Below are 26,261 nucleotides of genomic sequence, written 5' to 3' on the forward strand. Positions count from 1 at the left end.
CTTCGCGGGGGCTCAACAGCGAAAAACCCAAAATGCAAGAAAAAGTTGTGCTTCTACGGAATATATTAAGGATCGCTTTATAAGAATGGCGGTCATCATATCGTTTAGTGACGCATACTTCGACATTTTGGGGATGCCTAGATGCTTTTCTCTGCGAGAATGGATGCAGATCCCAGTGCGTGTGCCTATATCAACGATCTGCTTCGCCAAGAAGCAAAGGTTAATTTGGACCGCGACGCCGACATTCCCGATGCCGTTTCAGTCAACCGGATCTTGAATTTCATCAAGCGCTTGTGGAGCGAAACCGGGGAGGAGCTGGATGTCAATGTCTTCTATCGCCATCGCACCCTCGATGTCCTCGGCCTTGCAATTTCCAATCACGAAGACCTCTCAGTCTCTCCGAAAATCATAGAGCTCCGTGGCGGGGAGGGCGCGGCGCCGTTGCTGCTATTTGCCGGCGGAGCAAGCTGCTTCCTGGAAATGCAGCAATTGATCAAGGAAATTCGCTTTCCAGGACCGATCCTTGGCGTTGCATTGACGGCCTTCAATCGCGATCGTCGACATCCGGCCACGGTGGAAGACGAGATCCAAAGCACGCTGAGAGCGCTGCAGGCCGCAGGGATCAGCGAGCCATATCGATTGCTCGGTTATTCGTTTGGTGGTGTTTTTGCCTTGGAGCTTGCCCGCGTCCTGAGAGCGCAGGGGCAAAAGATTGCATTCCTTGGCATGCTTGATACCCCGTTTGGCGAGCAGGAGTGGCCGCTGACGACGTGGGGCAGGTTCATGTGGCAACGCTGGAGGCGCGCCCGAACCAGAAAGAAGAACCTACGGAAAACCGATTCTCAGCCACGCCGTCAAGTATCGGCTCAGGCCAGCAGGTCGGTTATCGAGCGACGAGAACTCCTCGCAAAAAAACTGAAGCCCCTTTCTTTCCGTTACGCCGATCCGCATTCGGCCTATTATCCGGAGCTGGCGCCGCAATGGATGGGCGATTATCCGCCGCTCTATGATGCAGCTGCCAGACAACTCCTGCGTATGAAGGGTCTTTATAAACCGAGCTGTTATGACGGCGAGCTGACCTTCTACCGCAGCCTGCAAGGCTCACCGGTCGATTGCGATCCCAAGACCATATGGAGGCGTTTTCTTGCGCATGCGGATTGGGTCGATGTTGCCGGCAACCACCAGAGCATGATTGTCGGTCGCAATGCCGGCACGCTTGCTCGCGAACTCAGCGCGCGCCTGCTGCGCTGAGCTTTCAATTTCCGGCGCTCTCCATCTTTCGGGTCGTCAGTACGCGCTCCAGCCAGCCGATCTCCATTTCGGGAACGGATTTCAGCAGCAAGTCGGTGTAATCGTCGAAGGGCGGCGACAGTGCTTGCGATTTCGGGCCGAAGCGAACGAGCTTGCCGCGATGCATCACCGCGACGCTATCGGCGATGGCGCGCACGATAGCGATGTCATGCGTGATGAAGACGTAGGAGAGATGCGACTCTTCCTGCAGCTTCAGGAGCAGTTTCAGAATGCCTTCGGCAACCAGCGGATCGAGCGCCGAGGTCGGCTCGTCGCACAGTATGAGTTCCGGCTTGGCTGCGAGCGCGCGCGCGATGGCGACACGCTGTTTCTGGCCGCCCGATAGCTCGGCCGGATAGCGGTCGATGAAACCGTTGCTCATCTCGATCTGATCGAGCAGTTCTTTCACACGTGCGGTCTTTGCTGCACCATGCAGGCCATCATAAAAGGTCAGTGGACGGCCGATGATATCGCGCACGGTCTGACGCGGGTTCATGGCGGTATCCGCCATCTGGTAGATCAGCTGGATACGTCGCAGTTCCTGCCGCGAGCGGTCTTTCAAGGCAGGCGTCAGCGGCTTGCCGTCGAAAGAAATCCGCCCGTCGCTCGGCGGCAGCAGGCCGGTGATGACGCGGGCAAGCGTCGATTTTCCGGAACCGGACTCGCCGACCACTGCCAAAGTCTGGCCTTTAGGAACGTGTAGAGAAACATCATGTAATACTCTGAAACCATTGGAGTATTGCGCGCTGATATTTTCGATTTTCAAAAGCGCGCTCGTCTGATCGGCGGCTTCTGCACGTATCTCCTGGCGGACGTTGACGAGAGCGTGGGTATAGTCCTGTTGCGGCTCCTCGATGATCTGCTGGACGCTGCCATATTCCACCGTCTTGCCGTGCCTCAGCACCATGATGTCGTCGGAAATCTGGGCAACGACGGCAAGGTCATGGGTGATGTAGAGCGCAGCGGTATGCGTCTCCTCAATGGCGTGCTTGATCGCTGCAAGCACATCGATCTGCGTGGTGACATCGAGCGCGGTCGTCGGTTCGTCGAAGACGATCAGTTCCGGATTGGAGCAGAGCGCCATGGCGGTCATGGCGCGCTGCAGCTGGCCGCCGGAAACCTGATGCGGATAGCGGTCCCCGAAAGTTTCCGGATTGGGAAGGCCAAGCACGCGGAAGAGATAGAGCGCCCGCTTCCTTGCCTCCTCCTTCGTCATCAGGCCATGCTTCACCGTTGCTTCGATGACCTGATCGCCCAGCCGATGCGCCGGATTGAAGGCGGCCGCTGCCGATTGCGCGACGTAGCAGACCCGTGCCCCGCGGATCCGGCGGATGCCGGACTTGCCGAGCGGCAGGATGTCGGTGCCGTCGAGCAGCACCTGGCCGCCGGTAATCTCGGCGCCGCCACGGCCGTAGGCGAGGGCGGAAAGGCCGATGGTGGACTTGCCGGCGCCGGACTCGCCGATCAGCCCGAGCACCTTGCCTTTCTGCAAGTCGAAGGAAACGCCATCGACGATGGTGACGCGTTTCGGCGGCTCGCCCGGCGGATAGCTGGTTGCCTCTATCTTGAGATTACGGACGGAAAGAAGCTCAGGCATCGCCACGCCCTCCCTTGAGGCTGGAGGTGCGCCTTAGGAGCCAGTCGACCACCAGATTGACACAGATTGCGAGTGCCGCAATGGCGGAGCCCGGCACGAGCGCGGCTGAAATCCCGAAGATGATGCCGTCCTTATTGTCCTTGACCATGCCGCCCCAGTCGGCTGCCGGCGGCTGGATGCCCAAGCCGAGGAAGGACAGGGTGGAGAGAAACAGGATCGAGAAGGCAAAGCGCAGTCCGAATTCCGCTAGCAGCGGCGACAGCGTATTCGGCAGGATCTCGCGGAAGATGATCCAGATCTTGCCTTCGCCGCGCAGCTTAGCGGCTTCGACGAATTCCATGACCGCGACATCCAGCGCTACGGCGCGGCCGAGGCGATAGACGCGGGTGGAATCGAGAATGGCCATGACGAGGATCAGCACGATCAGGTTCTGCGGCAGGACTGCGAGCACCACGAGCGCGAAGATCAGCGTCGGGATCGACATCATCAAGTCGTTAAAGCGCGAAAAGACCGTGTCGATCCATCCGCGCGAGACGGCGGCGGTAAAGCTGAGGATGATGCCGAGCGAGAAGGAGATGATCGTTGCCGCCAGTGCGACGAAGAGCGTCGTGCGGGTGCCATAGATCAGACGCGAGAGGATATCGCGGCCGAGATTGTCGAGACCGAAAAAATATTGCGCATCGGCCGGCTGCCAGACGTTGCCGACGACTTCCGTCTCGCCGAAAGGGGCGATCCAGGGCGCGAAGATCGCGCAGATAAAGGCGATCAGAATACCTGTCATGCCGACCCAGGCGGTGATGGGAATGTCTCTCAATCTCATCGCGGATGCCTCAGACGCGGGTTGGCGATGATGGCGAGAATATCGGCCGTCATGTTGAGGAAGATGTAGACGGCGGCAAAGATCAGGCCGCAGGCCTGGACGACAGGCATATCCCGCACCGTCACCGCATCGACCATGTACTGGCCCATGCCCGGATAGACGAAGACAACTTCGACGACGACGACGCCGACGATGAGATAGGCGAGGTTCAGCGCGATGACGTTGATGATCGGCGCCAGCGCATTGGGGGCGGCGTGCTTGACGATGGCGCGGAAGGCGGAGAGCCCCTTCAGTTCCGCCGTTTCCATATAGGCCGAAGACATGACGGAGAGAATGGCCGCCCGCGTCATGCGCATCATGTGAGCGAGTACGACAAGGACCAGAGTTGCGGTCGGAAGCGCGATTGCCTTCAGCCGATCGACGAAGCCCATGCCGTCGAAAACTGTGGCCGGAAAAGTCGCGATACCGAATTTGACCGAGAAGAACATGATGAGGAGATAGCCGATGAAGAATTCCGGCAGAGAGATTGCCGCCAGCGAGATGACATTGATGATCTTATCAGGCATTCGGTTCCTGAAATGGACGGCGAGCATGCCTAGGCAAACCGCCAGCGGCACCGAAATCAACGCCGCAAAGCCGGCTAGAAACAGCGAATTGCCGAGCCGCTTGCCTATTTGCTCGCCAACTGAATTCTTGCTGGCCCAGGAGGTGCCGAAATCGCCCTTGACGGCATTGCCGAGCCATTCGACATAGCGGGTGACAACCGGCCGATTGAGGCCAAGCTCTTCGCGGATATTCGCGACCGCCTGTGGCGTTGCCGACTGGCCGAGATAAGTGGTGGCGAAATCGCCGGGCAGGGCTTCGAGCCCGCCGAAGATCAGGACCGAGACGGCAAACAGCAAAATGATGCTGAGCACGCAACGCTCGATAATGAGGGATAGCAGCGGAAAACGCTGCTTGAACCTCAGCCCGGGCAGAACGGTGCCGGGAGGTGAATTGGACATGGCCGATGCCTCGCACTGAGAGCGGTTCCATGTTTTACAGGAATCGCTGTGCCGCTCTCTCTTGTTGTTTTACGCAATTCCGAATGGAAAACAGCTGCGCATTTTCCTGAAATTGCCTGAAACGTCGGGAGGACCGCGAAAGGCTTTCGCGGTCCCGGCTGCGTTGGAGATCAGGGCGTTCTCGCCCGCTTCAGGCATCAAGCGTCCAGCCAGACGCGGGTCGCGACATAGCCGTTCGACATGTCATTGCCGATATCGTGGACATAGCCCTTCACCTGCTTGGTGGAGGCATTCACGAAATCGTTGAACATCGGCAGGATGACGCCGCCTTCGTCGCGCACCATCATTGCCATGGCGCGATAGAGCTCCTTGCGCTTGGCTTCGTCCAGTTCGGAGCGGGCCTGAAGCAGGAGTTTGTCGAAGTCGGGGCGCTTGAAGCGCGTGTCGTTCCAGTCCGCCGTCGAGAGATAGGCGGTGGAATACATCTGGTCCTGCGTCGGCCGCCCGCCCCAGTAGGAGGTGGAGAAGGGCTGGACGTTCCAGACGTTCGTCCAGTATCCGTCGCCCGGCTCGCGCTTGACCTCGATATTGATCCCCGCCTTCTTGCAGCTTTCCTGATAGAGAACTGCGGCATCGACGGCGCCGGGGAAGGCGACTTCGGAGGTGCGCAGCAAGACCGAACCGCTATGGCCAGACTTTTTGTAGTGGAAGGCGGCCTTGTCGGGATCATATTTGCGCTGCTCGATGCCTTCGGGGAAGAGCGCATAGGTGCCGTTGATCGGGAAGTCGTTGCCGACCTTGCCGTAGCCGCCAAGAATCTTTTTGACCATCGTCTCGCGGTCCATGGCGTATTTCAGTGCCAGGCGCAGGTCGTTGTTGTCGAAGGGCGCCTTGTCGCAATGCATGATGAAGACGTAATGGCCGCGGCCGGCGGTGGCCAGGATTTCGACGTTCGGCGCACGCTTGAGAAGATCCACGGTCTTCGGATCGACACGGTTGATGTAATGGACTTGGCCGGATGAGAGCGCGGCGATGCGAGCCGTCGCATCGTTCATGCAGATGATTTCGACACTGTCGACGAAGCCGCGGTCGGTACGCCAGTCGTCCTTGTTGCGCTCGAAGGTGGCGCGTACGCCGGGCTCGAAGCTGACCTGCTTGTAAGGGCCGGTACCGATCGAGGCGAGGGGATCGTCATAACCGCCATTCGGCTGGATAACGAGGTGATAGTCGGTCAGAAGCAACGGCATGTCGGCGTTGCCTTCGGTCAGCGTCAGGATGAGATTGTCGCCATCGGCCTTGATCTCCTTGATCGACTTCATGACGCCCAGCGCGCCGGATTCCGATTTCGCATCCGTATGGCGCTTGAGCGTGGCGACGACGTCGTCGATCGTCAGGTCCTTGCCGTTGTGGAATTTCACGCCCTTGCGGATCTTGAAGGTCCAGGTGGCGGCATCCTTCGACGGCTCCCAGGATTCAGCGAGCGAGGGAACGGCGGCGCCTGTCAGCGGGTGAGATTCCACCAGCATGTCGCCCCAGCAGCGGCCGATGCAGAACATGACCTGTGACAGGAATTTTGCCGGATCCTTGGAATCGGTTGCAGCACCGCCTTCAAGGCCAAGCTTCAGATGGCCGCCGCGCTTCGGTTCGGCTGCCATTGCACTTTCGGTAAAGAGCTTGTCGGCGAGCGTCAAAGTCACGCCCGCGGCCATTGCGCGTCCCATGAATTCGCGGCGGCTAAGCCCGCCGGCGGTAACGCGGCTGGTCAGATATTTCGTATAATCGTTCATTCCCCTGTTCCTTCTTCTTGCCGTGTTGACAAAGCTCCCGAGCAAGCCACTTCAGGTCACGGTTCCTCTTCCGCCTGAAGCCTGTTGCCCGCGAGCATGCGGGAAATTCAGCGGTTGCTGCCGCCTCCTACCTTCCTTTCCAGATGGGGGCTCGCTTCTCTGCGAAAGCCCGTGCGCCTTCCAATTGATCTTCGCTCGAATAGAGGATGTCGACGGTTGAAAACTGCCGTTTGGTGATCTTGTTCATGGCAGTCTGAAACGTCGAACCCTCCGCTTCACGAACGATTTCCTTGATCGCTGCGTAGACGAGCGGCGGACCGCTTGCGAGCAGGCGGGCGAGCTCCCAGGCCCTGTCCATCAGCTTGTCGGCCATGACGATCTCGTTGACGAAGCCCCAGCGATGCGCCTCTTCGACGTTGAGCCAGCGGCCGGTCAGCAGCATGTCCATGGCGATATGATAGGGGATGCGCTTCGGAAGCTTGATCGACGCCGCATCGGCGACGGTGCCGGAGCGGATCTCGGGCAACGCGAAGGTCGCGTGCGGCGCGGCTATGATGAGATCGGTCGACAGAGCGATTTCCAGCCCGCCGCCGCAACAGATGCCGTTGACGGCGCAGATGATCGGCTTGTTGAGGTCGCGCAGTTCCTGCATCCCCCCGAAACCGCCAACGCCATAGTCGCCATCGACGGCGTCGCCATCAGCGGCGGCCTTCAAATCCCAGCCCGCGGAAAAGAATTTCTCGCCGGCGCCGGTCACGATGGCGACGCGCAGATCTGGGTCGTCGCGGAAGTCACGAAAGATCAAACCCATCTTGCGGCTGGTCGCCAGGTCGATGGAGTTCGCCTTGGGCCGATCGATGATGACCTCGAGGATGCCGTCTTCGGAGCGGGTTCGAATGGGGTCTTGCAACTTCCGCTACCTCCTTCGCCGGATGAGGGCATCCGCCGCAATGGCGCCCCGAGATTCTGCTAGAACCATCAATGGATTAATGTCTAGTTCTTCAAGATGTGCGGCGTTCGTTACGACATATTCTGCCGCTGATAGGACGGCGTCAGCAACGATTTCAAGGCTGCTGCCGGTATCGCCGCGATAGCCCTCAATCAGTTTCCGGACCTTCAGCCGCGAAATCCGCTCGAGAACCTCGGCTTTCGTCACGGGGAGTGGCAAAACGACGGAATCCTCAAGCAATTCCACGAGAATTCCGCCCGCGCCAACGGTTAGTGTCAAGCCGACGACCGGATCGCGGACCGCGCCAACGATCAGCTCCGCGATAGGGCGATCGATCATCCGCTCGACAAGGAATCCGTGTGAGAAACCGGCCATGCCTTCGGCCGCGTCTCTGACAGCATTCCTATCCCATAGGTTGAGCTTAACCGCGCCGACATCGGACTTGTGCTCGACACCGAGCGCCTTGAGCGCCACCGGAAAACCGAGTTGTTCCGCGCAATCGGCCGCTTCGCTTGCCGTGGCGGCGGTCCTGCCTAGTGGGACGGCGAGGCCCGCAGCGGCAAGTTCCGCCTTGGCGGCAGCTTCGCTCAGGGTCTCGACCTCGCCTTCGGCGGTGGAAGCGCTGAGAAGCGGCAATGGTTGCGGCCTATTCCATGCCCTGGCAATGTCGCTGGCCATATCCGCTGCGGTCAACGCCTCGCTGATACCGCAGAGCGGCACGATGCCGCTTTCGATCAGCCGTTGTGCGATCGCCTCCGGCATGTTTTCGGGCAAGGTCGCCAGAATGCCGGCGCGGGCACCCGTCCGCTTCGCGGCCGCGGCAACCGCTGCAACAGTAATCATCCAGTCGGCGCCATCACAACGATCCGCGCGCGGGAAGTCGAGAACGAGCAGATTGAGGGCATAGCCGCCGGCGAACATGGCGCTGAAAGCCTCCGTCTGCCGGCCCAGATCGCCCCAGACGAAGGTGTGATAGTCGAGCGGATTGGAAAGCGTCACCATCGGGCCGAGAGTTGCGCGCAGGGCAGGAAGCTGTTCGGCTTTCAACGCACGAAACTCGATAGTCCGGCCCACGGCAGCATCGGCCATCAGCGACGCCTCGCCGCCCGAACAGCTCATCGACGAGATCGCATTGCTCTCGAGCGGGCCAGCGACATGCAGGAGTTTCAACGTCTCGATCAGCTCCGGCAGCGTCGAAACGCGGCCGATGCCGAGGCGGTCGAGAACGGCGTCGGCCACTGCATCGCTGCCAGCAAGTGAGGCGGTGTGCGAAACGGTGGCGCGTTGAGCCTGTTCGGATTTGCCGACCTTCAGTGCGACGACGGGCTTCTTCAGCTCTCGGGCGCGCATGGCGAGCCCTTCCAGCGCCCTTATATCGCCGAAGCCTTCGATATGCAGACCGACGGCCGTCACACGCGGATCTTCAAGGACGGCTCGGGCAAGGTCCGACAGGCCTGTCTGCGCCTGGTTGCCCGCCGTCATCAGATAGCTGATGGGCAGGCCGCGCCTCTGCATGCTGAGATTGATGGCGATATTGGAGGACTGCGTAAGGATCGCAACGCCGCGCTCGGTTCTGACAATGCCATGCTGATCGGGCCAGAGCAGGGCGCCGTCCAACCCGTTGATCATGCCGTAGCAATTCGGCCCAACGATCGGCATGCTACCTGCCCCTTCGACGAGCGCGCGCTGCAAGTTCGCGCCATCAGCCAGTTCGGCCACAGCCTCACTGAAGCCTGAGGCATAGCAGACGGCGCCGCCGGCGCCTCTGGAGGAGAGCTCCCTCACGATATCGACGGTAAGCGCCCTGTTAACGCCAACGAAGGCGGCGTCCGGCGCGTCAGGCAGGTCGGCGACCGAGCGATAGCAGCGGCGGCCAAGCACGCTTTCCTGTGTCGGATGCACCGGCCAGATTTCGCCGGCAAATCCCATGCGGTCGCATTGCTCGATGACGCGCCGTGCCTCTCTGCCGCCGAAGACGGCGATCGTTTTGGGTCGGATCAGGCGGTCGAGCGAACGCTGGGTCATGGGCTCATGCTCCGAACGGCCGAAGCAGGTCGCGGCTGATAATGTGCCGCTGGATTTCCGAAGTCCCGTCCCAGATACGCTCGACGCGGGCGTCGCGCCAGAAGCGGGCAAGCGGCAGATCGTCCATCAATCCCATGCCGCCGAAGATCTGGATCGCCTCGTCGGTGACGCGGGCAAGCATTTCCGACGCATAGAGCTTGGCCGATGCGATTTCGCGATTGGCCGGGATGCGGGCATCGAGCTTCCAGGCGGCCGACAGCGTGAGCAGATCGGCCGCGTCGATCTCGGTAATCATGTCGGCAAGCTTGAAGGACACGCCCTGATTGGCGCCGATCGGCTTGCCGAATTGCTTGCGCTCGGCCGCATAGGGCAGGGCAAGATCAAAAGTGCGGCGTGCCCGGCCTACACAGGTGGCGGCAACCGTCAGGCGGGTCCCGTAGAGCCACTGATTGGCAAGATCGAAGCCCCGATGCACCTCGCCGAGCACCTGAGACCTCGGCAGGCGGCAATCAGTGAAATTCAAGATGCAGTTGTGATAGCCGCGATGGGAGACCGAGTCATAGCCTTTGACGATCTCGAAGCCCGGCGTGCCGCGATCGACCAGGAAGGCCGTAATCTTCTTCTTGACGCCTCGATGGGTATCCTCCTCGCCGGTGGCAGCAAAAACGATGACGAAATCGGCGACATCGGCATGCGAGATGAAATGCTTCGTGCCGTTGAGCACGAAATCGTCACCATCCTGCCTTGCCGCGCATTTCATGCCGCGCATGTCGGAGCCGGCGTCCGGCTCGGTGATGGCAAGTGCATCGACCCTTTCCCCGCGCACCGCCGGCAAGAGGTAACGCTCGCGCTGCTCGCCCTCGCAGGCCATCAGGATGCCGGATGGGCGGCCGAAGAAGACCGTAAGTCCCATCGAGCCGCGGCCGAGCTCACGTTCAACAAGCGTGAAGGTGACGTGATCGAGCCCGGCGCCGCCGATCTCCTCCGGGAAATTGCAGGCATAGAAGCCGAGCTCGATGCATTTGCGCTTGATTTCCAGCCCAAGATCGGGCGGCACGAAGCCGGTGCGCTCGACCTCGTTTTCGTGCGGATAGATCTCCGTCTCGACGAAGTCCCTGACCGTCTTGACGATCATCTCCTGTTCTTCGCTGAGCCCGAAATTCACGATCGCTTCCTCCTAGCGTTTTTGTCCCACATGACGGCCGGCTCCCTCCGGCATGGCCAAGGCTGCATGCGCGGCAGTAATAGGCATCAGCTTCGCCAACACCTCCTCCGGTGCGGCAACGGCTTTGCCTGCTTTCGCATCGACATGAAGCAGCATCTGTTCGGCGGTGGCGATTATTTCGCCGCTGGCGCTGTTATGCAGTGCATGGAAAACATGCAGCCGCTTTTCGTCAGATGCGAGGATCTGCGCCGTCGAATGGATGGCCTGTCCGAGCTTGGCTTCGCCGAGATGGCGGATATGTGTCTCCACCGTGTAGTAGCTATGGCCGCGCTCAACATAGGCGAGATCGACGCCGATCAGCCGCAACAGCGCATCCGACGTGTCGCCGAACACCTGCAGATAGCGATGCTCGGTCATATGGCCGTTATAGTCGACCCATGCGGGGCTGACCTTGGTATCGATCAGGCGCAGCGGCTTTGTAACATCCAGCCCCTGCTTCTCTCCGCCACCTGCGGCCCAAAGCTGCTGTTCGAAATCCTTCAGCAGTTTGCCGGCGCCCCAGCCTTTGCCGCCATGGCTTCCCTTTAAGCTCTGAAGGATGCCGACGAGGTTCTCGTCGCGGATGCGCTCGAGTTCGCGGATCGACAGGCCATCGGCCTGATCGTCCGACTGCTGGCCGATCTTTTCGACAAGCGCATCGTCGAGATCGACGACATCCATCAGCTTCGTCCAGTTCCATTGTAGGGCAGGGCCGAATTGCGCGAGGAAATGCCGCATGCCCGCTTCCCCGCCGGCGATGCGATAGGTCTGGAACAGACCCATCTGCGCCCAGCGCAGACCGAAGGAATAGCGGATCACATCGTCCAACGTCTCGACGGTGCAGATATCGTCCTTGATCAGCCACAAGGCCTCGCGCCAGAGCGCTTCCAGCAGGCGGTCGCCGACGAAAGCTTCGATCTCCTTGGCGATATACACACCCTTCATGCCGATGGGCGGCAGGCGGTCCATCGCCGCCTTGATCGTGGCAGCACTGGTCTTTTCGCCGCCGACGATTTCGACGAGCGGCAGCAGATAGACGGGATTATAGGGGTGAGCGACGAACAGGCGCTCAGGATGACGCATGTCGCGTTGCAGGTCGGTCGGTAGCAGCCCCGAAGTGGATGAGCCGATCAGCGCATCGGGCTTTGCGGCCGCATCGATCTGCGTCAGCACGTTGCGCTTGAGATCCAGCCGCTCGGGCACGCTTTCCTGGATCCAGTCAGCGCCGGCGACGGCTGCTTCCAGCGTCTCCTTGAACGTAAGCTTGCCGCGCGGCGGAAGCGGCGCGCCGGTCAGCATCGCATAGGCTTTTTCGGCGTTATCAAGAACTTCGCCGACGATGCGGGTTGCCTCAGGATGCGGGTCGTAGACATCCACATCGATGCCTGCCAGCAGGAAGCGGGCGATCCATCCGCCGCCGATGACGCCGCCGCCGATGCAGGCCGCCTTGTTGATCTTGGTCATCGGGGCCTCAGCGCTTCGTCAGTTTCAGCTTCTTGCGGACATCTTCAGGGCCGATGATGCGCGCACCCATGCCTTCCACCACCTGCACCGCTTTTTCGACGAGCTGCGCGTTGGTCGCGAGCATGCCCTTGCCGGCATAGAGATTGTCTTCCAGCCCGACACGGACATTGCCGCCGGCAAGGATGGCGGCCGCTGGATAGGCCATGGCGTTGCGACCAATAGAAAAGGCCGAGAAGGTCCAGCTTTTGGGAACGTTATTGACCATCGCCATAAAGGTGTTGAGGTCATCGGGCGCCCCCCAGGGGATGCCCATGCAGAGCTGGATGAGGACCGGATCCTCGATCAAGCCCTCCTCGGCAAGCTGTTTGGCAAACCAGAGATGACCGGTGTCGAAGGCTTCGATCTCCGGGCGGACGCCGAGATCGGTCATCTTCTTTGCCATGGCCCGTAGCATCGAAGGCGTATTGGTCATGACGTAGTCGCCAAGATTGAAGTTCATCGTGCCGCAATCGAGCGTGCAGATCTCCGGCAGGCACTCGGCGACGTGGCTGACGCGCTCGGTGGCGCCTGCCATATCGGTGCCCTTGGCATTCAGGGGCAGGGGGCTCTCGACATCGCCGAAAATCAGGTCGCCGCCCATGCCGGCCGTCAGGTTCAGCACGACATCGATGTCGGCCGAACGGATACGGTCCGTGACTTCCCTATAAAGTTCGTTGCGGCGGCTGGCAGCGCCCGTTTCGGGATCGCGGACATGGCAGTGAACCACTGCCGCTCCAGCCTTGGCGGCGTCGATCGCGGAGTCGGCGATCTGCTTGGGAGTGATCGGAACATGGCTGGATTTCGAAACCGTGTCGCCGGCACCGGTCACGGCACAGGTGATGAAGACATCGCGATTCATCGCAAGAGGCATTTTTGTTCTCCCTCGTATTGAGGACATTACGAGCCATGAGACGCTTTCGTGCTTTGCATTATCGGAAGCATTCGATACAGTTTCGGAACGCTTGGAGGAATGCGTGATGCTGGCATCGGCAAACGAGACACTCGACATCGATCTCCTCATCCTTCCGGAGACGAACTTGATTCTGATCGCGTCGGTGATCGAACCCTTGCGCGGGGCCAATCGCATTTCCGGAGCCGAGCTTTATCGCTGGCGCCTTTTCACGCCGGACGGCTCTCCCGCGGAGACGACGAGCCTTATCCCGGTGCCAGCTTGCGCAAGCTTTCGGCCGACATCGGATGCGACGCCACTTTTTGTGCTCGCCAGTTACAATTGGCGGCGCAACGCCACGCAGGCGCTGAAAATGCAATTGTCGCAGACCGCACGCCATCGCTCGATGATTGCCGGCATCGAGTCCGGGACGTGGCTGCTTGCCGAGGCGAGCCTGCTCGATAATGTTTCCGCTGCCGTCCACTGGGAGGATTACGACGATTTCGCGCTCGCCTATCCGCAGGTGCGCGCGGTCAAGGACCGCTTCGTCATCGACGGCAAGCGGATCACCACGGCCGGCTCTCTGCCGACCGTCGATCTCATGCTCGAGATCATTCGGCGGCGGCAAGGCTATTCGTTGGCCCTCGAAGTTAGCCGCCTGTTCATTTACGAGCCGGCGAGCACGCAGAGTGTGGCAGAACTTTCGCCATCGACGGCCGGCTTGCGCATGCGCGATCCGCGCGTGGCGCAGGCAATCCGCCTGATGGAGGACCATATCGAACAGCCGCTGGTGCTCACGCGTCTCGCCCGCCGTGTTGGTGTCAGTGCACGCCATCTTCAGGCGCTTTTTCAGGAGAGCATCGGCGCGCCGCCGCATGTGCATTATCTGGCGTTGAGGCTCAATGCAGCGCGGCGCAAGGTCATCGAGACGAAAGCCTCCTTCGCCGAGATTGCAGCCATGACAGGTTTCAATTCGGCATCGGCCTTTTCGCGTAGCTATCGTGCCAGCTTTTCCGAAAGTCCCTCCGGCACGCGCCGCAGGCTGCGCCGTCGCATTACGGCTGCAGCAGAGCCGACATAGGCTGGAACGCCTCGCGCACCATTTCGGCCAGTTCCCGGATCGCCTCGCTCGAATGATAGGGGTTGCGGCGAAGCACGACGCGCGATGAATCCACAGGCGGAAAACCGTCGTCACTCGTCAGTTCGCGGCAACCGTTCGGAATGTTGCTGCGCGATAGCGTGGTCACGGCTAGCCCGGCGGAGACGGCGTTCTTCAAGCCCGAGCTCGTGTCGGCGATGAAGGCGATACGATAACGCCGCCCAATTTGCTCCAACGATTTCAGAGCGAAGTCGCGACACCATGTCGAATCCCGATAAACGGCGATTGGCATTGGGGTCGCCTCATGCACACGGTGCACCAACGATGTCACCCAGACCGTCGGGTCGATGCAGAGAACCTCGCCTTTGCTCTGGTTGTTCCAGTCAAAGACGACGGCCAGATCCAGTTCATCCTTTTCCAGCGCGGCCAGGTTATGTGCCGTGTAATCGCAGGAGACGGTCACTTCGACGGCTGGATGCCTGACTGCGAAAGCGGCTAAGGCGGCGGGAAGAATGGTCTGGCTATATTCCTCCGGAATCCCGATCCGGACCGGGCCGTCGAGCGGTTTGGTGCGAATATTTGCCGCCGCCTCGTTTAGAAGCTCGATCACGCGCTGCGCGTAGGGAAGCAATTGAGTGCCGGCTCGGGTGAGGACGGCCCCCCGGGCACTTCGTTCGAAGAGCGTTTCGCCGATCGTATCCTCGAGCCGCTTGATCTGGGCGCTGACGGCCGATTGCGTGCGGCCGATCCTTTGAGCGGCGGTGGAAAAATTGGACGTCTCGCTGATGACGAGGAAGGTCCGCAGAAGGTCGCTCTCAATGGGTTCACGCATTGGGGTCACAAATATTTCTGATAGCTACTATCTCTACTATTCGTTTGCCTGATGTCAAATATCGGCGCACACAGGAGCGTTCCTTCGTTCCTCCGAGTCCATACATGACATTCCAGTTTCCGGCCCGCTCCGCTTTTGCCAGCGAATATGAGAGGGGCGTTATACTTGTGGCGACAGCAATGCTTGCGTGGAGCTGCAGCGGCATCTATGCGCGCCTGCTGACCACGGACATATGGACGGCGATCGCCTGGCGTTCGCTGTTCGGTGGCTTGTTTCTGTTGATTCCCAGCTTTTTCCTCGAAGGTGGGTTTTCCAGGCGGCAATGGGCATCGATCTTTCACCCTGCCGGACTGGCGATGCTGGCCTGCCAGACCATCAGCCAGGCCTGCTTCATCGGCGCGCTTTACACGACCACGGTTGCGAACGTGACCATGATCTATGCGACGGCGCCGTTCATTGCCGCCTTCCTCAGCTGGACTATGCTGAAGGAGCGGGTCGCGAAGCGCACATTGGTGGCCGGCGGTATCTGCCTTATCGGCGTTGCTGTTATCGTTGCCTCGTCGATCGGCGGTGGTACAGGTGTCGGCGATCTGCTGGCGCTCGGCATGACTGTTACCTTCGCCCTCATCATCGTCATCCCGCGCATGGACCCGAGCATCCCGATCCTGCCGTCGAGCGTCGTCAGCGGGCTTTTGACCTTCGTGGTCTTCGTGCCCTTTGCCTCGACAAGCTCGGTGGACGTTCACAACTGGCTTCTGCTCGCCGCATTCGGGGCGACGAATTTCGCGCTTGCCTTCGTTCTTTTCCTGTTCGGATCAAGAAAGATGCCCGCCGCCGACGCCGCTCTCATCAGTTCGATGGAAATCGTGCTGACGCCGTTCTGGGTGTGGCTCTTCTTCTCGGAGATGCCGCCGGTTGCCACTTTTGTCGGCGGAGCGATCATCTTCGCGACGATCGTCTGGCATACCGCGATCGATCTGCGGCATAGCCGCCGCCGTCGCGCACCCGTCAATGGGCTATAGCCATAACCTCTCGTCTCAGCAAAGATAGCGGATCGAGCCTCGACTTCATAAAGCGATGAAAGTGACATGACCTCCAACGATCCCTTGCTCCAGCCCTATCAGCTCAAGCACCTGACACTGAAGAACCGCATCATGTCGACAGCGCATGAGCCGGCCTATTCGGAAGGCGGCATGCCGACGGATCGTTACAGGCTCTATCATCGCGAGAAGGCAAAGGGCGGCATCGCGCTGACGATGACGGCGGGCTCGGCGATTGTATCGGCCGATTCGCCGCCGGCCTTCGGCAATCTCCATGCCTATCGCGATGAAATCGTGCCCTGGCTGAAGAAGCTTGCCGACGACTGTCACGAGTTCGGGGCTGCTGTCATGATCCAGCTGACCCACCTCGGCCGCCGCACCGGCTGGAACAAGGGCGACTGGCTGCCGGTGCTGGCGCCATCGCCGATCCGCGAGCCGGCGCATCGCGCCTTTCCGAAGACGGCTGAGGATTGGGATATCGAGCGGATCATTGGGGACTTTGCCGCGGCGGCGCAACGCATGCAAGCCGCCGGCCTGGACGGTATCGAGATCGAAGCCTATGGCCATCTGACCGACGGCTTCTGGTCACCTGCAACGAACCGGCGTGAGGACGAATTCGGCGGCTCGCTTGAAAACCGCATGCGTTTCTCGGTGATGGTGACGCAGGCCATCCGCAAGGCTGTCGGCCCGGATTTCATCGTCGGCATGCGCATGGTGGCTGACGAGGACTGGGAAAAGGGGCTCTCGCGGGAGGAAGGCGTCGAGATTGCCAGGCGGCTGGTGGCCTCCGGCAATATCGATTTCCTCAATATCATTCGCGGCCATATCGATAGCGACGCGGCTCTCAACAATGTCATTCCCATCCAGGGCATGGCATCGGCACCGCATCTCGATTTTGCCGGCGAGGTGAGGGCAGCGACGAAGTTCCCTGTCTTCCATGCCGCCCGCATCGGCGATGTCGCCACCGCGCGTCACGCGATTGCGGAAGGCAAGCTCGATATGGTCGGCATGACGCGCGCGCATATCGCCGATCCGCATATCGTCAGCAAGATCATGACGGGCCAGGAGGCCAATATACGCCCCTGCGTCGGCGCAACCTACTGTCTCGACCGCATCTATGAGGGTGGCGAGGCGCTCTGTATTCATAATGCGGCAACCGGCCGCGAGGCCGAGATGCCGCATCGGATCGAGCGCGCGGCGGCGTTGCGCAAGGCTGTCGTCATCGGCGCCGGGCCTGCGGGCCTGGAAGCGGCGCGTGTGCTGGCTGAGCGCGGCCATAAGGTCGACGTGCTGGAGGCGAGCAGCAAGGCTGGCGGACAGGTGAATCTGCTCACGCGCAACCCGCGCCGCAAGGAGATGATCGGCATCATCGATTGGCGGCTGGCGGAGCTGGAGCGGTTGGGCGTCACGATCCACTACGACGTCTATGCGGGAGCTGATGAAGTCCTGGCGTTCGAGCCCGATCTCGTCGTCGTGGCGACGGGCGGTATCGCGCAATCTCCGGAGCTGGAGAGCGGCGACAGCCTTTTGACCTCCTCCTGGGACATTTTGGCCGGCGCGGTGAAGGCCGAGGGTCAGGTCCTGCTTTATGACGACAATGGCGGACATCCGGGCATGTCGGCGGCCGAAGTCATCGCCAATGGCGGCGCCGAACTGGAGCTTGTCTCGCCGGAGCGCTTCTTTGCGCCGGAGATGGGCGGCATGAACCATGTGCCCTATGCCAAGACCTTCGCCGAGAAGAATGTCCGTGTCACCATCAATACGAGGCTGAAATCGGTGCGGCGCGATGGCAATGCGCTCGTCGCTGTCCTCGGATCGGATTTCTCGGAAGAGACGCAATGGGAACGCAGAGTATCCCAGGTGGTCGTCGAGCACGGTACCATCGCGAATGATGAACTTTACCTGGAGCTGAAGCCCTTATCGCGTAACTTGGGCGCGGTCGATTATCCGGCATTGATCGCCCGCCGCTCGCCGCTGCCCGTCAAGAACGAAGCCGCTTCCTTCGATTTGATCCGCATCGGTGACGCGATCGCTAGCCGTAATATCCACGCGGCAATTTACGACGCGCTGCGCTATTGCTCGCTTCTGTGAGCCGAGCGGACGGTCAGGCTGCGCTCGAATTTTCACCAAGAATATTATTTATATCAATGCGATGTAATAAATACCTTGGGTGATAAATGAAGTTCTGGCGCCGCAGTGAGGCTACCAGACCGCCTTAATTTTGAAACAAAATGTAACAAGTTATAACACCCTGTTACCGGCCGAATCGTTATATTCGGGCATGTGAGTGAACGAGAGGTGTTTGATGCTGGCTACCCATGCGCCGTCCCCTTCGCGGACCGATGTCCTGATCTGTCTGGATAATCAACAAATTGCCTCGCGCATCAGTTCGCTTCTATCACAACAGGGATTGACGGTCGCAGCCATACCGACGGCCGGCCTTCAGGAGTGGTTCGATCCAACCGGTTGTCACCTGGTGGTGACGCATACCGCGATGATCGGAGACGTGCGGAGGCGGCTGAACTTGCCGGTCGTCAATATCGAGACTTTCATATTCGAGCGCCCTGATCATGTGACCGAGGGGGCTGCGCGGCAGTTCGACGGCAACGCCTTCGTCAAGCGCATTTTTTCCGTTATGAACGGTACGCAAAGGCGCGCGGCTGAGTGATTTAAGTCAGCGGTTGCTGTCTCCTATAATCGCTGCTGGCTGGCCTTGTCGAAGAAATGCAGGTTCGGTGTCTTGAGCGAGATCTGAATTGTCTGGCCCGGCACGAGTTCGGCTCGCTCTCTCATTACCCAGGTTAATTCCTTGCCCTCAAGATCGAGCGCGACATGCGTTTCGGAGCCGGTAGGTTCGACGACGGTCACGGTTGCGCTAACGCCGGCCTCCGTGGCAAACGAGATATCTTCTGGACGTATGCCGAGAATGACCTCCCGACCCTCCGATTGAGCCGGAGCGCTGGCGAGTTGGATGCGTGTGCCGGTTGGCAATATCAATTCCGGCGATGCACCGCCGGTAAGCTTGCCTTCAAGAAAATTCATGGCTGGAGAACCGAGGAAACCGGCCACGAAGACATTTTTCGGCCGGTCGTAAAGTTCGAGCGGCGAGCCGACCTGTTCGACCTTCCCGCCCTGCAGCACCACGATCTTGTCGGCCATAGTCATGGCCTCGATCTGATCATGCGTCACGTAGACGATCGTGGTTTTCAGGCGCTGATGCAGCGCTTTGATCTCGGCCCGCATCTTGACGCGCAGCTTGGCGTCGAGATTGGAAAGCGGTTCATCGAACAGGAAGACCTTGGGATCGCGCACGATGGCGCGGCCCATGGCGACGCGCTGGCGCTGGCCGCCGGAAAGCTGGGCGGGCTTGCGATCCAATAATGGTTGCAGGCCAAGTATCTTGGCGGCCTCGCCGACCTTCTGATCGATTTCGGCACGCTTTGCGCCGGCAAGCTGCAGCGCGAAGCCCATGTTCTGCGCCACCGTCATCTGCGGATAGAGTGCGTAATTCTGGAATACCATGGCGATGTCGCGATCTTTCGGCGGCAGGTCGTTGACGATCCGGCCGCCGATGGAGATTTCACCGCCGGTGATGTCTTCCAGCCCGGCGATCATGCGCAGCAATGTTGACTTGCCGCAGCCCGAGGGACCGACGAGAATGACGAATTCGCCGTCCGAGATTTCGACATCGACGCCATGGATAATGTTTACAGCGCCATAGGACTTCCTGACGTTCTTGATGGTCAATCCGGACATAACTTTTTCCTTGGATCAATGCTTCTTGCGGATGCGGAGCGCCTGGTATGGCTTGCCCGGCAGTTCCACGCCGAAGGCGGCGTCCGCCTTGCCGCCGCGCACGATCGCGCCGTGGCGCGTCGGATGCGGGATCGGCGCTTCCACCTTTTTTGCCGGCGTGACCGTCATTTCCCATGTGTCGATGATATCGACGTCATAGTCGGTTCCGTCCTTCGGCAGACCGGTGGACCAGATAACCGGTTGATGTTCGCCGAGATAGATGTAGCTGACATCACCATCCCTGGCGCCGGAAACGCGCGTCCACGGCCATTCGCCATAGGAGGACATGGGCTCAAGGCCGTTGACGACATCCTGCTCCAGCAGATCGCGCAGGAAGCCGATGCGCTTCCAGGCTTCCCCGCGCAGCTCGCCGCCTTTTGCCCACCAGATGAGATCCTCCGGATGCGAATAGGTTTCACCATGGCCGGCATAGCCGCCGCGCGTCACCGTAATCCAGAAGCGATGCACCAGCTCCTGTGCCGTCAGATTGCCCCAGGACTGAATGATATTGCCTTCATATTCCGGCTCGTCGTTGACGACGGGCTTGCCATAGGCTTCGCGCCATTCCTGTGTGCGCTTCACATCCCAGTTCTGGATGCAGGTATGGGTGACCCACGGCTTGCGATGATCGAAGTTCATTGTCGGCTCGCCGTTGTGGATCGACTTCAGATGGCCATAGGGATCGTTCTCTTCGAGAATGTGGAAGTAACGGTCCCACTGCTGCAGCGGCTTGGTGTCGAGAAGGAAGTCGTACTCGTTGGCAAGCGCCCACCAGACATTGCGATAGGCAGAAAGGCGCGCCGCGAGATAAGCGACGTAGCGGAAATCCTGCTCAGCCGACATATCGGCATAACCCCAGCGATCGTAGGGGTGGAACATGATGATATCGGCCTCGATGCCGAGATCGCAGAGGGCCGCGACCTGGCTCTCGAAATGGCGAAAAAGAACGGGGTTCGGCCGATCGAAGTCCTCCTTGCCGTCCGCGCCCTTTTCAAAGCAGGCATAAAGCGGCTCGTTGACGTTGTAGGGGTAGTCCTTGGGGAAGACACCCATGCGGATCTTGTTGAAGCGTGATTTCTTCAGCGTTTCGAGCGTCTGGGCCTGCATCTCAAGCGGCTGGTGCGTCCAGGCATAGCAGGTCGTGCCGAAGGAGAGGAAAGGCTTGCCATCGGCATAGGCGAAATGGAACTTGTTGCGGACGTGCACGGGGCCGTGGTTGCCTTCCGACGGCTTGGTGGCAACGAAAGAGCCAGTCTTGCCGTCCAGTTCCGATGTCTTCGAGCGCGTGCGGAACGACCAATCGCCTTCGTTGTCGGGCATGAAACGAACGCGATAGACACCGTCGCCGTCATAGAAGCCGGGTACGCGGACCTCGCGGCTGTGCTGGCTGAAAACGGCATCGAATGCCACATCGCGATAGGGATTACCGCTCGAAGGGCCGTTGAAGGCAGCTTCGAACACTCCCCATTTTTCGACGGACGCGTTGGACATGATATTCTCCTTGGAAGATGGATGAATGGCCCGACCGCTCAGCCCTTGACCGCACCGGAGGTGAGGCCGGAGACGAAGTAGCGCTGGAAGATCAGATAAACGATGGTGGCCGGTAGCACAGTCATGACGATCGCCGCGTTCAACTGCCCGTAATCATTGGAAAACTGACCCTGGAAGGACATGAGCCCAAGCGGCAGCGTCCACATATGCTGATCCTGCAGCAGCACGAGCGCCATGGCGAACTCATTCCACGTGGAAACGAAATCCAGGATCAGCAGCGCCGCGAGCACCGGCAGGCAGACGGGCAGGAATATCCGGCGAAAGATGGTGAAATGGCTTGCACCGTCGATCAGGGCCGCTTCCGACAATTCCTTTGGAATGCCTTTGAAGAAGCCGTGCAGAATGAAGACCTGATAGGGCACGCCGAAGGCGATGTAGGGCAGGATCACGCCGGGATAGGTATCGATTAAGCCCAGCGAATTGACCAGCGTGAACAGTGGCGCCAGCATGACCTGAAACGGGATCATCGTGCCGAAGACGACAAGGAGCAGCAGGATCTTGCTGAACCGCAGGCGTATCTTGGCAAGCGCATAGGCCGCCATCGCCGAGAGGACCAGGCCGAGCGGCACTTTGATGACGGTAATGATGGTGCTGTTCAGGAAGGCGCTGGCGAAATTGCCGCGGCCCCAGGCGCTCGAATAATTCTCGAAAGCCGGGTCGAGCGGCGGCATGAAGGCGCCAGTCGACGTCACATCAGCCTGCGTTTTCAGCGAAGTGAAGACGATGAAAACGAAAGGCGCGAGCCAGATCGCGGCGACCACCAGCAATGCTATCCATAGGCCGATCAGACCGGGATCGCGCTTGCGCTTTGCCGGTGCAATCGTTTCGAAGTCGTCCGACATGGATGTGGCCGATGCTGCCGTCATTGTTCGGCCTCCTCATGCTTTTGCGTCCAGCGCAGGTAGGGAATGACGACGATGATGGTGATGAGCAGCAGGACGACCGAGATCGCGGCACCGCGGCCGAAATCGAAGATCTGCATGGCTTGTGTGAAGGCCCAGAGCGCCAGCATCTGCGTCGATTGCGCCGGCCCGCCGCCCGTCAGGCCATAGACGATGTCGAAGGCCTTCAGCGACGAAATGACCGAGAGTACAAGCACAATCGTCAGCGTCGTGCGCAATGCAGGCAGGGTGACGTAGCGGAAGATGTTCCAACGCCCGGCGCCGTCGATGCGGGCGGCTTCGACCAGCGTCTGCGAGACGTTCTGCAGGCCAGCGAGAAACAGGACCATGGAAAAGCCGACGGATTGCCAGAGATAGGCAATGAAGACGGAATAGAGCGCGATATCCTTGTCGCCGAGCCAGTCCTGGATCCAGTCCTGCAGGCCTATGGAAGTCAGGATTTCGGTGAAGAGACCGAAGAAGGGATCGTACATCCATTTCCACATGGTCGCGACCGCGATCGGCGCGATAATGACAGGCAGATAGAAGATGGCGCGGAAGGTATTGCGGGCAAAGAGCTTCTGGTTGAGGCTCAGCGCCAGCAGCAGCCCGACCATGGGCGGAAAAATCACGCACATGATCGTCCAGATCACCGTGTTGCGGAAGGCAACCCAGAAGACGGGGTCCTGCGTGAAGATATATTGATAGTTCGCCAGGCCGACGAAGGGGCGTTGCGGATCGAGGCCGTTCCATTTCTGGAAGCTCAGCACCACCACGTTCAGCATCGGGTAAAGCGCGAAAATCGCGTAGATCAGCATGGCCGGCGCAAGCAGGATCGCTGCCTGGACGCTGGGATCATGTGTTCGGTTGCGGAATGACATTTCTGATTGCTCCCGGCGGCAGCTGACGCGTGGGCATAAGGGTGAGGGAGGCCGTTCGCCGCGATGACGATCGGCCTCCCTCGATTGATCAGGTGCGACCGGCGATGAAGGTCTGCAGCTGCTTGGCGGCATCGACCGGCTGGATGTTGCCGGAGGCGACGTCGTTGATGACCCGGAAATATTCGGTGGTGACGTCGAGCGGGAAGGCCTGGTCGCCGTTCATGTATACCTTGCTGTAGGTTTTGAAGATCTCAAGCCACTTCGCCTCGAGCGGCTTCTGATCAGTGTACTGGACATTCTTGTTGACCGAGATCGAGCTGATCTGGCCGACGAGATCCTGCTGCACCTTCGTCGACAGGAAGTAGTCGAGGAACTTTGCCGCAAGATCCGGGCTCTTGCTCTTGGTGCTGATGTAATTGTACTCGGCAAAGCCATAGAGGCGATTGGTGTTCGTCGGGAACGGCACGACGCCGTAATCGTCGAGATTGACCTTGCTGCCGCTCAGCTGGCTGACCAGCCAGTCGCCTTCGAGCATCATCGCAGCACGGCCGGCGACGAACAGGGTATAGGATTGCTGGTTGCTGATGCCCATGAAAGGCTTCAGCGTATAATCCTTCGTCCACTTGGCGAATTCGGTGAAGGCATCGGTTGCGCAGGGCTCCTTGGTCCAGTCGGCTTTCATGGCCATCAGCGCGTCATGCTTATCGGCGCCGCATTTGGTTTCGAGCAGCACGTCCATCAGGCGCATGACGTGCCAGTTGACCGAGCCGCCGAAGGTGAAGGCCGGAATGCCTGCGGCCTTGAGCTTGTCTGCTGCGGCCAGCAGCTCTTCATAGGTTTTCGGCTCCCCGGTGATACCAGCCTTCTGGAAGAGCTTCTTGTTGTAGTAGATCGCTTCGCCCTTGAAGGTGAAGGGAACGCCATGCTTGCCGCCCGGATAGAGATCGGCAAAGGCGGCGGCGGACGGAAGCAGTTCGTCGTTCCATTTGTACTGGGTGTAGTATTTGTCGAGCGGCAGCGAGAGTCCCGCCTTCACATATTCGCCGCCGAGGCCAAGGCCGGCCCAGCTGAAATAGATGTCCGGGCCTTTGCTGGAGCCTGCGGCCACGCGAAGGGCGGTCTTGTGTTCATCGACGCCGCGCTGGACGATTTCGACATGGGTGCCGGGATTGGCGGCCTCGAAATCCTTCGCCACCTTCTTCAGCGCGCCGTTTGCCGCGCCATTGTCGAAGTTCAGCGTCCACAGCGTCAGGTCTTCCGCGGCAACATTGGTTGCCGAAAAGGCCGCCGCTGCCATAGCAGCAGCGCCGAACCAACGCGCATATTTGAAGTTGCCAGCCATCTCCCGTCCTCCTCTGAGCAAAGCTGAGGGCGGTTTTGACAAATCGTTGTCAACATGTCAACTGGTATGATGAGCTTATCAGCGGTATCGCATGAAGTGATCGTGAAAACAGACCATGACGACGACGGCCGACGCCGCGCCGGGGTCCATATGTCCCAAGGCTCGATCGCCCAGGCGCGACGACCGGCCTTTTGCCGCGACCATATCCTTGGTTGCTTCTGCGCCCGCTTCGCCCGCTTCAAGGGCGGCGGCCAAGCAATCGGCGAGTGAAAGCCCTCGATCCATGGCCGCGCGGCAGGCTGCGGCAGCGGGTGCCCAAGCATCCACCATGGTCTTTTCGCCGACCTCCGCCTTGCCCCGATCCTGAATGCCCTTGGCAAAAGCTGCGAATATTTCGACCATATCGTCGTCGCTCAATGACGCCTTTCCCTTGGCGACCGCGCCTGCGCGCATCAAGGCGGTCGCATAGAGCGGTCCGGACGAGGCGCCCACCGCATTGAGGAAGGACTTTGCAGCCGTGTTGAAGACCAGCGTCGGGTTGGATGTCGATGATTCCAGCTCCGAAACCGCCTTGGCTGCGGCAGCGAAGCCGAGCTCCATGGCGATGCCGTGGTCGGCGTCGCCGATCACGCCGTCGAGTTCGCAGAGACGGTCCTTCTCGCGGGCCATTGCTTCGGCGATCCGCACGAAAAGCGATTTCAGCTCTTCTGTTCCGATTATGGTCATGACAGCGCCTCGCCGGAGCGGAACATGGCGCAATCGCAGGGGTGATCGATGAGCCGCTGCAATTCGTCATCGAGATGCATGAGGGTGATCGAGGCGCCGGTCATTTCGAGCGACGTGCAGTAATTGCCGACCAGCGACAGGTGAATGACGACGCCGGCATCGTCGAGCATGGCCTTGACCTTGCGCATCATGATGTAGAGCTCCATCAGCGGCGTCGAGCCTAGCGAATTGACGAGCACGGCGACCCGGTCGCCGCGCGCCGGCTTCATCTCATCGAGAATTTTGCCGACGAGTTCGCTCGTCACCTCGTCCGCCGATCGCATCGGCCCGCGGGCGACGCCGGGCTCGCCATGGATGCCCATGCCGATTTCCATTTCGTCGGCGCCGATCTCGAAATTCGGCTTGCGGGTTTGTGGCAGAGAGCAGGGCGAGAGCGCCACCCCCATCGTATAGGTGCGTTCGTTAGCCCACCGCGCCACCCGTTCCACGTCGTCGAAACCGTACATCAGGTCGCAGGCTGCACCCGCGGCCTTGAAGATGAAGACATTGCCGGCAACCCCGCGACGGCGCTCCTTCTGATCGACCGGCGCAGAAGCGATGTCGTCCGTCGTCAGGACTGTACGCACCTCGATATCGTCCATGGCAAGCATTTCCGCCGCCATGTCGAAATTCATGACATCGCCGGCATAATTACCATACATGAACAGCACGCCGGCGCCGCCGTCGACGGCCTTGGCACATTCGATGATCGGATCGGGCGGCGGCGAGGCAAAGACATTCCCGATAGCGGCGGCATCGGCCAGCCCTTTGCCGACGAAGCCGAGAAACGTCGGCTCGTGCCCGGATCCGCCGCCGATGACCAGGCCGACCTTGCCGGCCCGTGGGCCATGCTTTGCCACGATCGAGCGCGGCGATCCCTCGACAGCGCGCAGATGGCGTGGATGAGCCGCCAAGATGCCGGCCAGCATCTCATCGACGGCGGCGGCACCCTCGTTGATCAATTTCTTCGTCTTCACGCCGAGACTCCCAAATCATTGTGATTGTTG

22 protein-coding genes are annotated in these 26,261 nt (G+C 60.2%); 5 read left to right on the forward strand and 17 right to left on the reverse strand.

From position 1 onward, the window contains the following. Nucleotides 1-159 precede the first annotated feature (159 nt). Nucleotides 160-1,251 carry a thioesterase domain-containing protein gene (locus tag AC13QY_RS04325; protein WP_233788762.1) on the forward strand — a complete coding sequence of 364 codons (1,092 nt, stop codon included), beginning with the start codon at nucleotides 160-162 and terminating at the stop codon, nucleotides 1,249-1,251. Between the two features lie 4 nt (nucleotides 1,252-1,255). Here the strand turns inward: AC13QY_RS04325 and AC13QY_RS04330 are convergent, their stop codons facing one another. The 9 genes from AC13QY_RS04330 to bcoG form a co-directional block, all read right to left on the reverse strand. Next, complete coding sequence (locus AC13QY_RS04330) at nucleotides 1,256-2,887, reverse strand: ABC transporter ATP-binding protein (protein WP_113351099.1); 1,632 nt, start codon at nucleotides 2,885-2,887, stop codon at nucleotides 1,256-1,258. After that, nucleotides 2,880-3,707: an ABC transporter permease gene (locus tag AC13QY_RS04335; protein WP_113351100.1), complete on the reverse strand. Its 828-nt coding sequence runs from the start codon at nucleotides 3,705-3,707 to the stop codon at nucleotides 2,880-2,882. Before AC13QY_RS04335 ends, AC13QY_RS04330 begins: the two co-directional genes overlap by 8 nt. Further along, nucleotides 3,704-4,711, reverse strand: a complete 1,008-nt coding sequence (locus tag AC13QY_RS04340) for an ABC transporter permease (protein WP_113351101.1) — start codon at nucleotides 4,709-4,711, stop codon at nucleotides 3,704-3,706. The genes AC13QY_RS04335 and AC13QY_RS04340 overlap by 4 nt, the downstream gene beginning before the upstream one ends. Nucleotides 4,712-4,908: 197 nt before the next feature. Next, nucleotides 4,909-6,498 (reverse strand): ABC transporter substrate-binding protein, encoded by a 1,590-nt coding sequence (locus AC13QY_RS04345; RefSeq protein WP_113351102.1) that lies wholly within the window; start codon nucleotides 6,496-6,498, stop codon nucleotides 4,909-4,911. A 127-nt stretch (nucleotides 6,499-6,625) separates the two neighbouring features. After that, nucleotides 6,626-7,408: a carnitinyl-CoA dehydratase gene (locus AC13QY_RS04350; protein ID WP_113351103.1), complete on the reverse strand. Its 783-nt coding sequence runs from the start codon at nucleotides 7,406-7,408 to the stop codon at nucleotides 6,626-6,628. A 6-nt stretch (nucleotides 7,409-7,414) separates the two neighbouring features. After that, nucleotides 7,415-9,472: an acetate--CoA ligase family protein gene (locus AC13QY_RS04355; protein WP_113351104.1), complete on the reverse strand. Its 2,058-nt coding sequence runs from the start codon at nucleotides 9,470-9,472 to the stop codon at nucleotides 7,415-7,417. A 4-nt stretch (nucleotides 9,473-9,476) separates the two neighbouring features. Beyond that, a complete protein-coding gene (locus AC13QY_RS04360; protein ID WP_113351105.1) occupies nucleotides 9,477-10,637 on the reverse strand; it encodes an acyl-CoA dehydrogenase family protein in 1,161 nt (386 codons plus the stop codon). 12 nt (nucleotides 10,638-10,649) lie between these two features. After that, nucleotides 10,650-12,140, reverse strand: a complete 1,491-nt coding sequence (locus tag AC13QY_RS04365; protein ID WP_113351106.1) for a carnitine 3-dehydrogenase — start codon at nucleotides 12,138-12,140, stop codon at nucleotides 10,650-10,652. Nucleotides 12,141-12,147: 7 nt separating this feature from the next. Beyond that, nucleotides 12,148-13,050: a 3-dehydrocarnitine:acetyl-CoA trimethylamine transferase BcoG gene (gene bcoG, locus AC13QY_RS04370; RefSeq protein WP_015342966.1), complete on the reverse strand. Its 903-nt coding sequence runs from the start codon at nucleotides 13,048-13,050 to the stop codon at nucleotides 12,148-12,150. 106 nt (nucleotides 13,051-13,156) lie between these two features. Here bcoG and AC13QY_RS04375 point away from each other — a divergent pair, with 106 nt between their 5' ends. Then, the gene (locus AC13QY_RS04375) at nucleotides 13,157-14,149 is read left to right on the forward strand and encodes a GlxA family transcriptional regulator (RefSeq protein WP_113351107.1); all 993 of its coding nucleotides are present in this window, start codon (nucleotides 13,157-13,159) and stop codon (nucleotides 14,147-14,149) included. Here the strand turns inward: AC13QY_RS04375 and AC13QY_RS04380 are convergent. Beyond that, the gene (locus AC13QY_RS04380; RefSeq protein WP_113351108.1) at nucleotides 14,124-14,999 is read right to left on the reverse strand and encodes a LysR substrate-binding domain-containing protein; all 876 of its coding nucleotides are present in this window, start codon (nucleotides 14,997-14,999) and stop codon (nucleotides 14,124-14,126) included. The two genes, AC13QY_RS04375 and AC13QY_RS04380, sit on opposite strands and share 26 nt — an antisense overlap. 104 nt (nucleotides 15,000-15,103) lie before the next feature. Here AC13QY_RS04380 and AC13QY_RS04385 point away from each other — a divergent pair, with 104 nt between their 5' ends. From AC13QY_RS04385 to AC13QY_RS04395, 3 genes are all read left to right on the forward strand, one after another. Continuing rightward, nucleotides 15,104-16,021 carry a DMT family transporter gene (locus AC13QY_RS04385; RefSeq protein ID WP_113351109.1) on the forward strand — a complete coding sequence of 306 codons (918 nt, stop codon included), beginning with the start codon at nucleotides 15,104-15,106 and terminating at the stop codon, nucleotides 16,019-16,021. Nucleotides 16,022-16,087: 66 nt separating this feature from the next. Then, nucleotides 16,088-18,130, forward strand: coding sequence for an NADH:flavin oxidoreductase (locus tag AC13QY_RS04390; protein ID WP_113351110.1), 2,043 nt, complete (start codon nucleotides 16,088-16,090; stop codon nucleotides 18,128-18,130). 214 nt (nucleotides 18,131-18,344) lie between these two features. Further along, complete coding sequence (locus tag AC13QY_RS04395; RefSeq protein WP_113351111.1) at nucleotides 18,345-18,707, forward strand: hypothetical protein; 363 nt, start codon at nucleotides 18,345-18,347, stop codon at nucleotides 18,705-18,707. Nucleotides 18,708-18,730: 23 nt separating this feature from the next. Here the strand turns inward: AC13QY_RS04395 and AC13QY_RS04400 are convergent, their stop codons facing one another. From AC13QY_RS04400 to AC13QY_RS04430, 7 genes are all read right to left on the reverse strand, one after another. Next, a complete protein-coding gene (locus tag AC13QY_RS04400) occupies nucleotides 18,731-19,795 on the reverse strand; it encodes an ABC transporter ATP-binding protein (RefSeq protein ID WP_113351112.1) in 1,065 nt (354 codons plus the stop codon). Nucleotides 19,796-19,810: 15 nt separating this feature from the next. Beyond that, nucleotides 19,811-21,325: a DUF5060 domain-containing protein gene (locus AC13QY_RS04405; protein WP_113351113.1), complete on the reverse strand. Its 1,515-nt coding sequence runs from the start codon at nucleotides 21,323-21,325 to the stop codon at nucleotides 19,811-19,813. Between the two features lie 38 nt (nucleotides 21,326-21,363). Continuing rightward, nucleotides 21,364-22,251, reverse strand: a complete 888-nt coding sequence (locus tag AC13QY_RS04410) for a carbohydrate ABC transporter permease (RefSeq protein WP_488492741.1) — start codon at nucleotides 22,249-22,251, stop codon at nucleotides 21,364-21,366. After that, nucleotides 22,248-23,147, reverse strand: a complete 900-nt coding sequence (locus tag AC13QY_RS04415; RefSeq protein WP_113351115.1) for a carbohydrate ABC transporter permease — start codon at nucleotides 23,145-23,147, stop codon at nucleotides 22,248-22,250. The genes AC13QY_RS04410 and AC13QY_RS04415 overlap by 4 nt, the downstream gene beginning before the upstream one ends. 88 nt (nucleotides 23,148-23,235) lie before the next feature. Next, on the reverse strand, nucleotides 23,236-24,489 hold the full coding sequence (locus tag AC13QY_RS04420; RefSeq protein ID WP_113351116.1) for an ABC transporter substrate-binding protein: 1,254 nt from the start codon (nucleotides 24,487-24,489) through the stop codon (nucleotides 23,236-23,238). A gap of 78 nt (nucleotides 24,490-24,567) precedes the next feature. Next, the gene (gene dhaL / locus AC13QY_RS04425) at nucleotides 24,568-25,215 is read right to left on the reverse strand and encodes a dihydroxyacetone kinase subunit DhaL (RefSeq protein WP_113351117.1); all 648 of its coding nucleotides are present in this window, start codon (nucleotides 25,213-25,215) and stop codon (nucleotides 24,568-24,570) included. Then, nucleotides 25,212-26,231 (reverse strand): dihydroxyacetone kinase subunit DhaK, encoded by a 1,020-nt coding sequence (locus AC13QY_RS04430; RefSeq protein ID WP_113351118.1) that lies wholly within the window; start codon nucleotides 26,229-26,231, stop codon nucleotides 25,212-25,214. The genes dhaL and AC13QY_RS04430 overlap by 4 nt, the downstream gene beginning before the upstream one ends. Between the last annotated feature and the right edge of the window lie 30 nt (nucleotides 26,232-26,261).

The organism is Martinezella sp. CNPSo 3795 (assembly GCF_057784475.1).

What these genes read in the sequence shown, in the direction of transcription:
- AC13QY_RS04375 (WP_113351107.1), top strand. Translation starts at nt 13,157, where the DNA reads ATGCTGGCATCGGCAAACGAGACACTCGACATCGATCTCCTCATCCTT.
- AC13QY_RS04365 (WP_113351106.1), bottom strand. Translation starts at nt 12,140, where the DNA reads ATGACCAAGATCAACAAGGCGGCCTGCATCGGCGGCGGCGTCATCGGC.
- AC13QY_RS04340 (WP_113351101.1), bottom strand. Translation starts at nt 4,711, where the DNA reads ATGTCCAATTCACCTCCCGGCACCGTTCTGCCCGGGCTGAGGTTCAAG.
- AC13QY_RS04395 (WP_113351111.1), top strand. Translation starts at nt 18,345, where the DNA reads ATGCTGGCTACCCATGCGCCGTCCCCTTCGCGGACCGATGTCCTGATC.
- AC13QY_RS04420 (WP_113351116.1), bottom strand. Translation starts at nt 24,489, where the DNA reads ATGGCTGGCAACTTCAAATATGCGCGTTGGTTCGGCGCTGCTGCTATG.
- AC13QY_RS04390 (WP_113351110.1), top strand. Translation starts at nt 16,088, where the DNA reads ATGACCTCCAACGATCCCTTGCTCCAGCCCTATCAGCTCAAGCACCTG.
- AC13QY_RS04405 (WP_113351113.1), bottom strand. Translation starts at nt 21,325, where the DNA reads ATGTCCAACGCGTCCGTCGAAAAATGGGGAGTGTTCGAAGCTGCCTTC.
- AC13QY_RS04335 (WP_113351100.1), bottom strand. Translation starts at nt 3,707, where the DNA reads ATGAGATTGAGAGACATTCCCATCACCGCCTGGGTCGGCATGACAGGT.
- AC13QY_RS04325 (WP_233788762.1), top strand. Translation starts at nt 160, where the DNA reads ATGGATGCAGATCCCAGTGCGTGTGCCTATATCAACGATCTGCTTCGC.
- bcoG (WP_015342966.1), bottom strand. Translation starts at nt 13,050, where the DNA reads ATGCCTCTTGCGATGAATCGCGATGTCTTCATCACCTGTGCCGTGACC.
- AC13QY_RS04330 (WP_113351099.1), bottom strand. Translation starts at nt 2,887, where the DNA reads ATGCCTGAGCTTCTTTCCGTCCGTAATCTCAAGATAGAGGCAACCAGC.
- AC13QY_RS04385 (WP_113351109.1), top strand. Translation starts at nt 15,104, where the DNA reads ATGACATTCCAGTTTCCGGCCCGCTCCGCTTTTGCCAGCGAATATGAG.
- AC13QY_RS04415 (WP_113351115.1), bottom strand. Translation starts at nt 23,147, where the DNA reads ATGTCATTCCGCAACCGAACACATGATCCCAGCGTCCAGGCAGCGATC.
- AC13QY_RS04355 (WP_113351104.1), bottom strand. Translation starts at nt 9,472, where the DNA reads ATGACCCAGCGTTCGCTCGACCGCCTGATCCGACCCAAAACGATCGCC.
- AC13QY_RS04410 (WP_488492741.1), bottom strand. Translation starts at nt 22,251, where the DNA reads ATGACGGCAGCATCGGCCACATCCATGTCGGACGACTTCGAAACGATT.
- AC13QY_RS04380 (WP_113351108.1), bottom strand. Translation starts at nt 14,999, where the DNA reads ATGCGTGAACCCATTGAGAGCGACCTTCTGCGGACCTTCCTCGTCATC.
- AC13QY_RS04345 (WP_113351102.1), bottom strand. Translation starts at nt 6,498, where the DNA reads ATGAACGATTATACGAAATATCTGACCAGCCGCGTTACCGCCGGCGGG.
- dhaL (WP_113351117.1), bottom strand. Translation starts at nt 25,215, where the DNA reads ATGACCATAATCGGAACAGAAGAGCTGAAATCGCTTTTCGTGCGGATC.
- AC13QY_RS04400 (WP_113351112.1), bottom strand. Translation starts at nt 19,795, where the DNA reads ATGTCCGGATTGACCATCAAGAACGTCAGGAAGTCCTATGGCGCTGTA.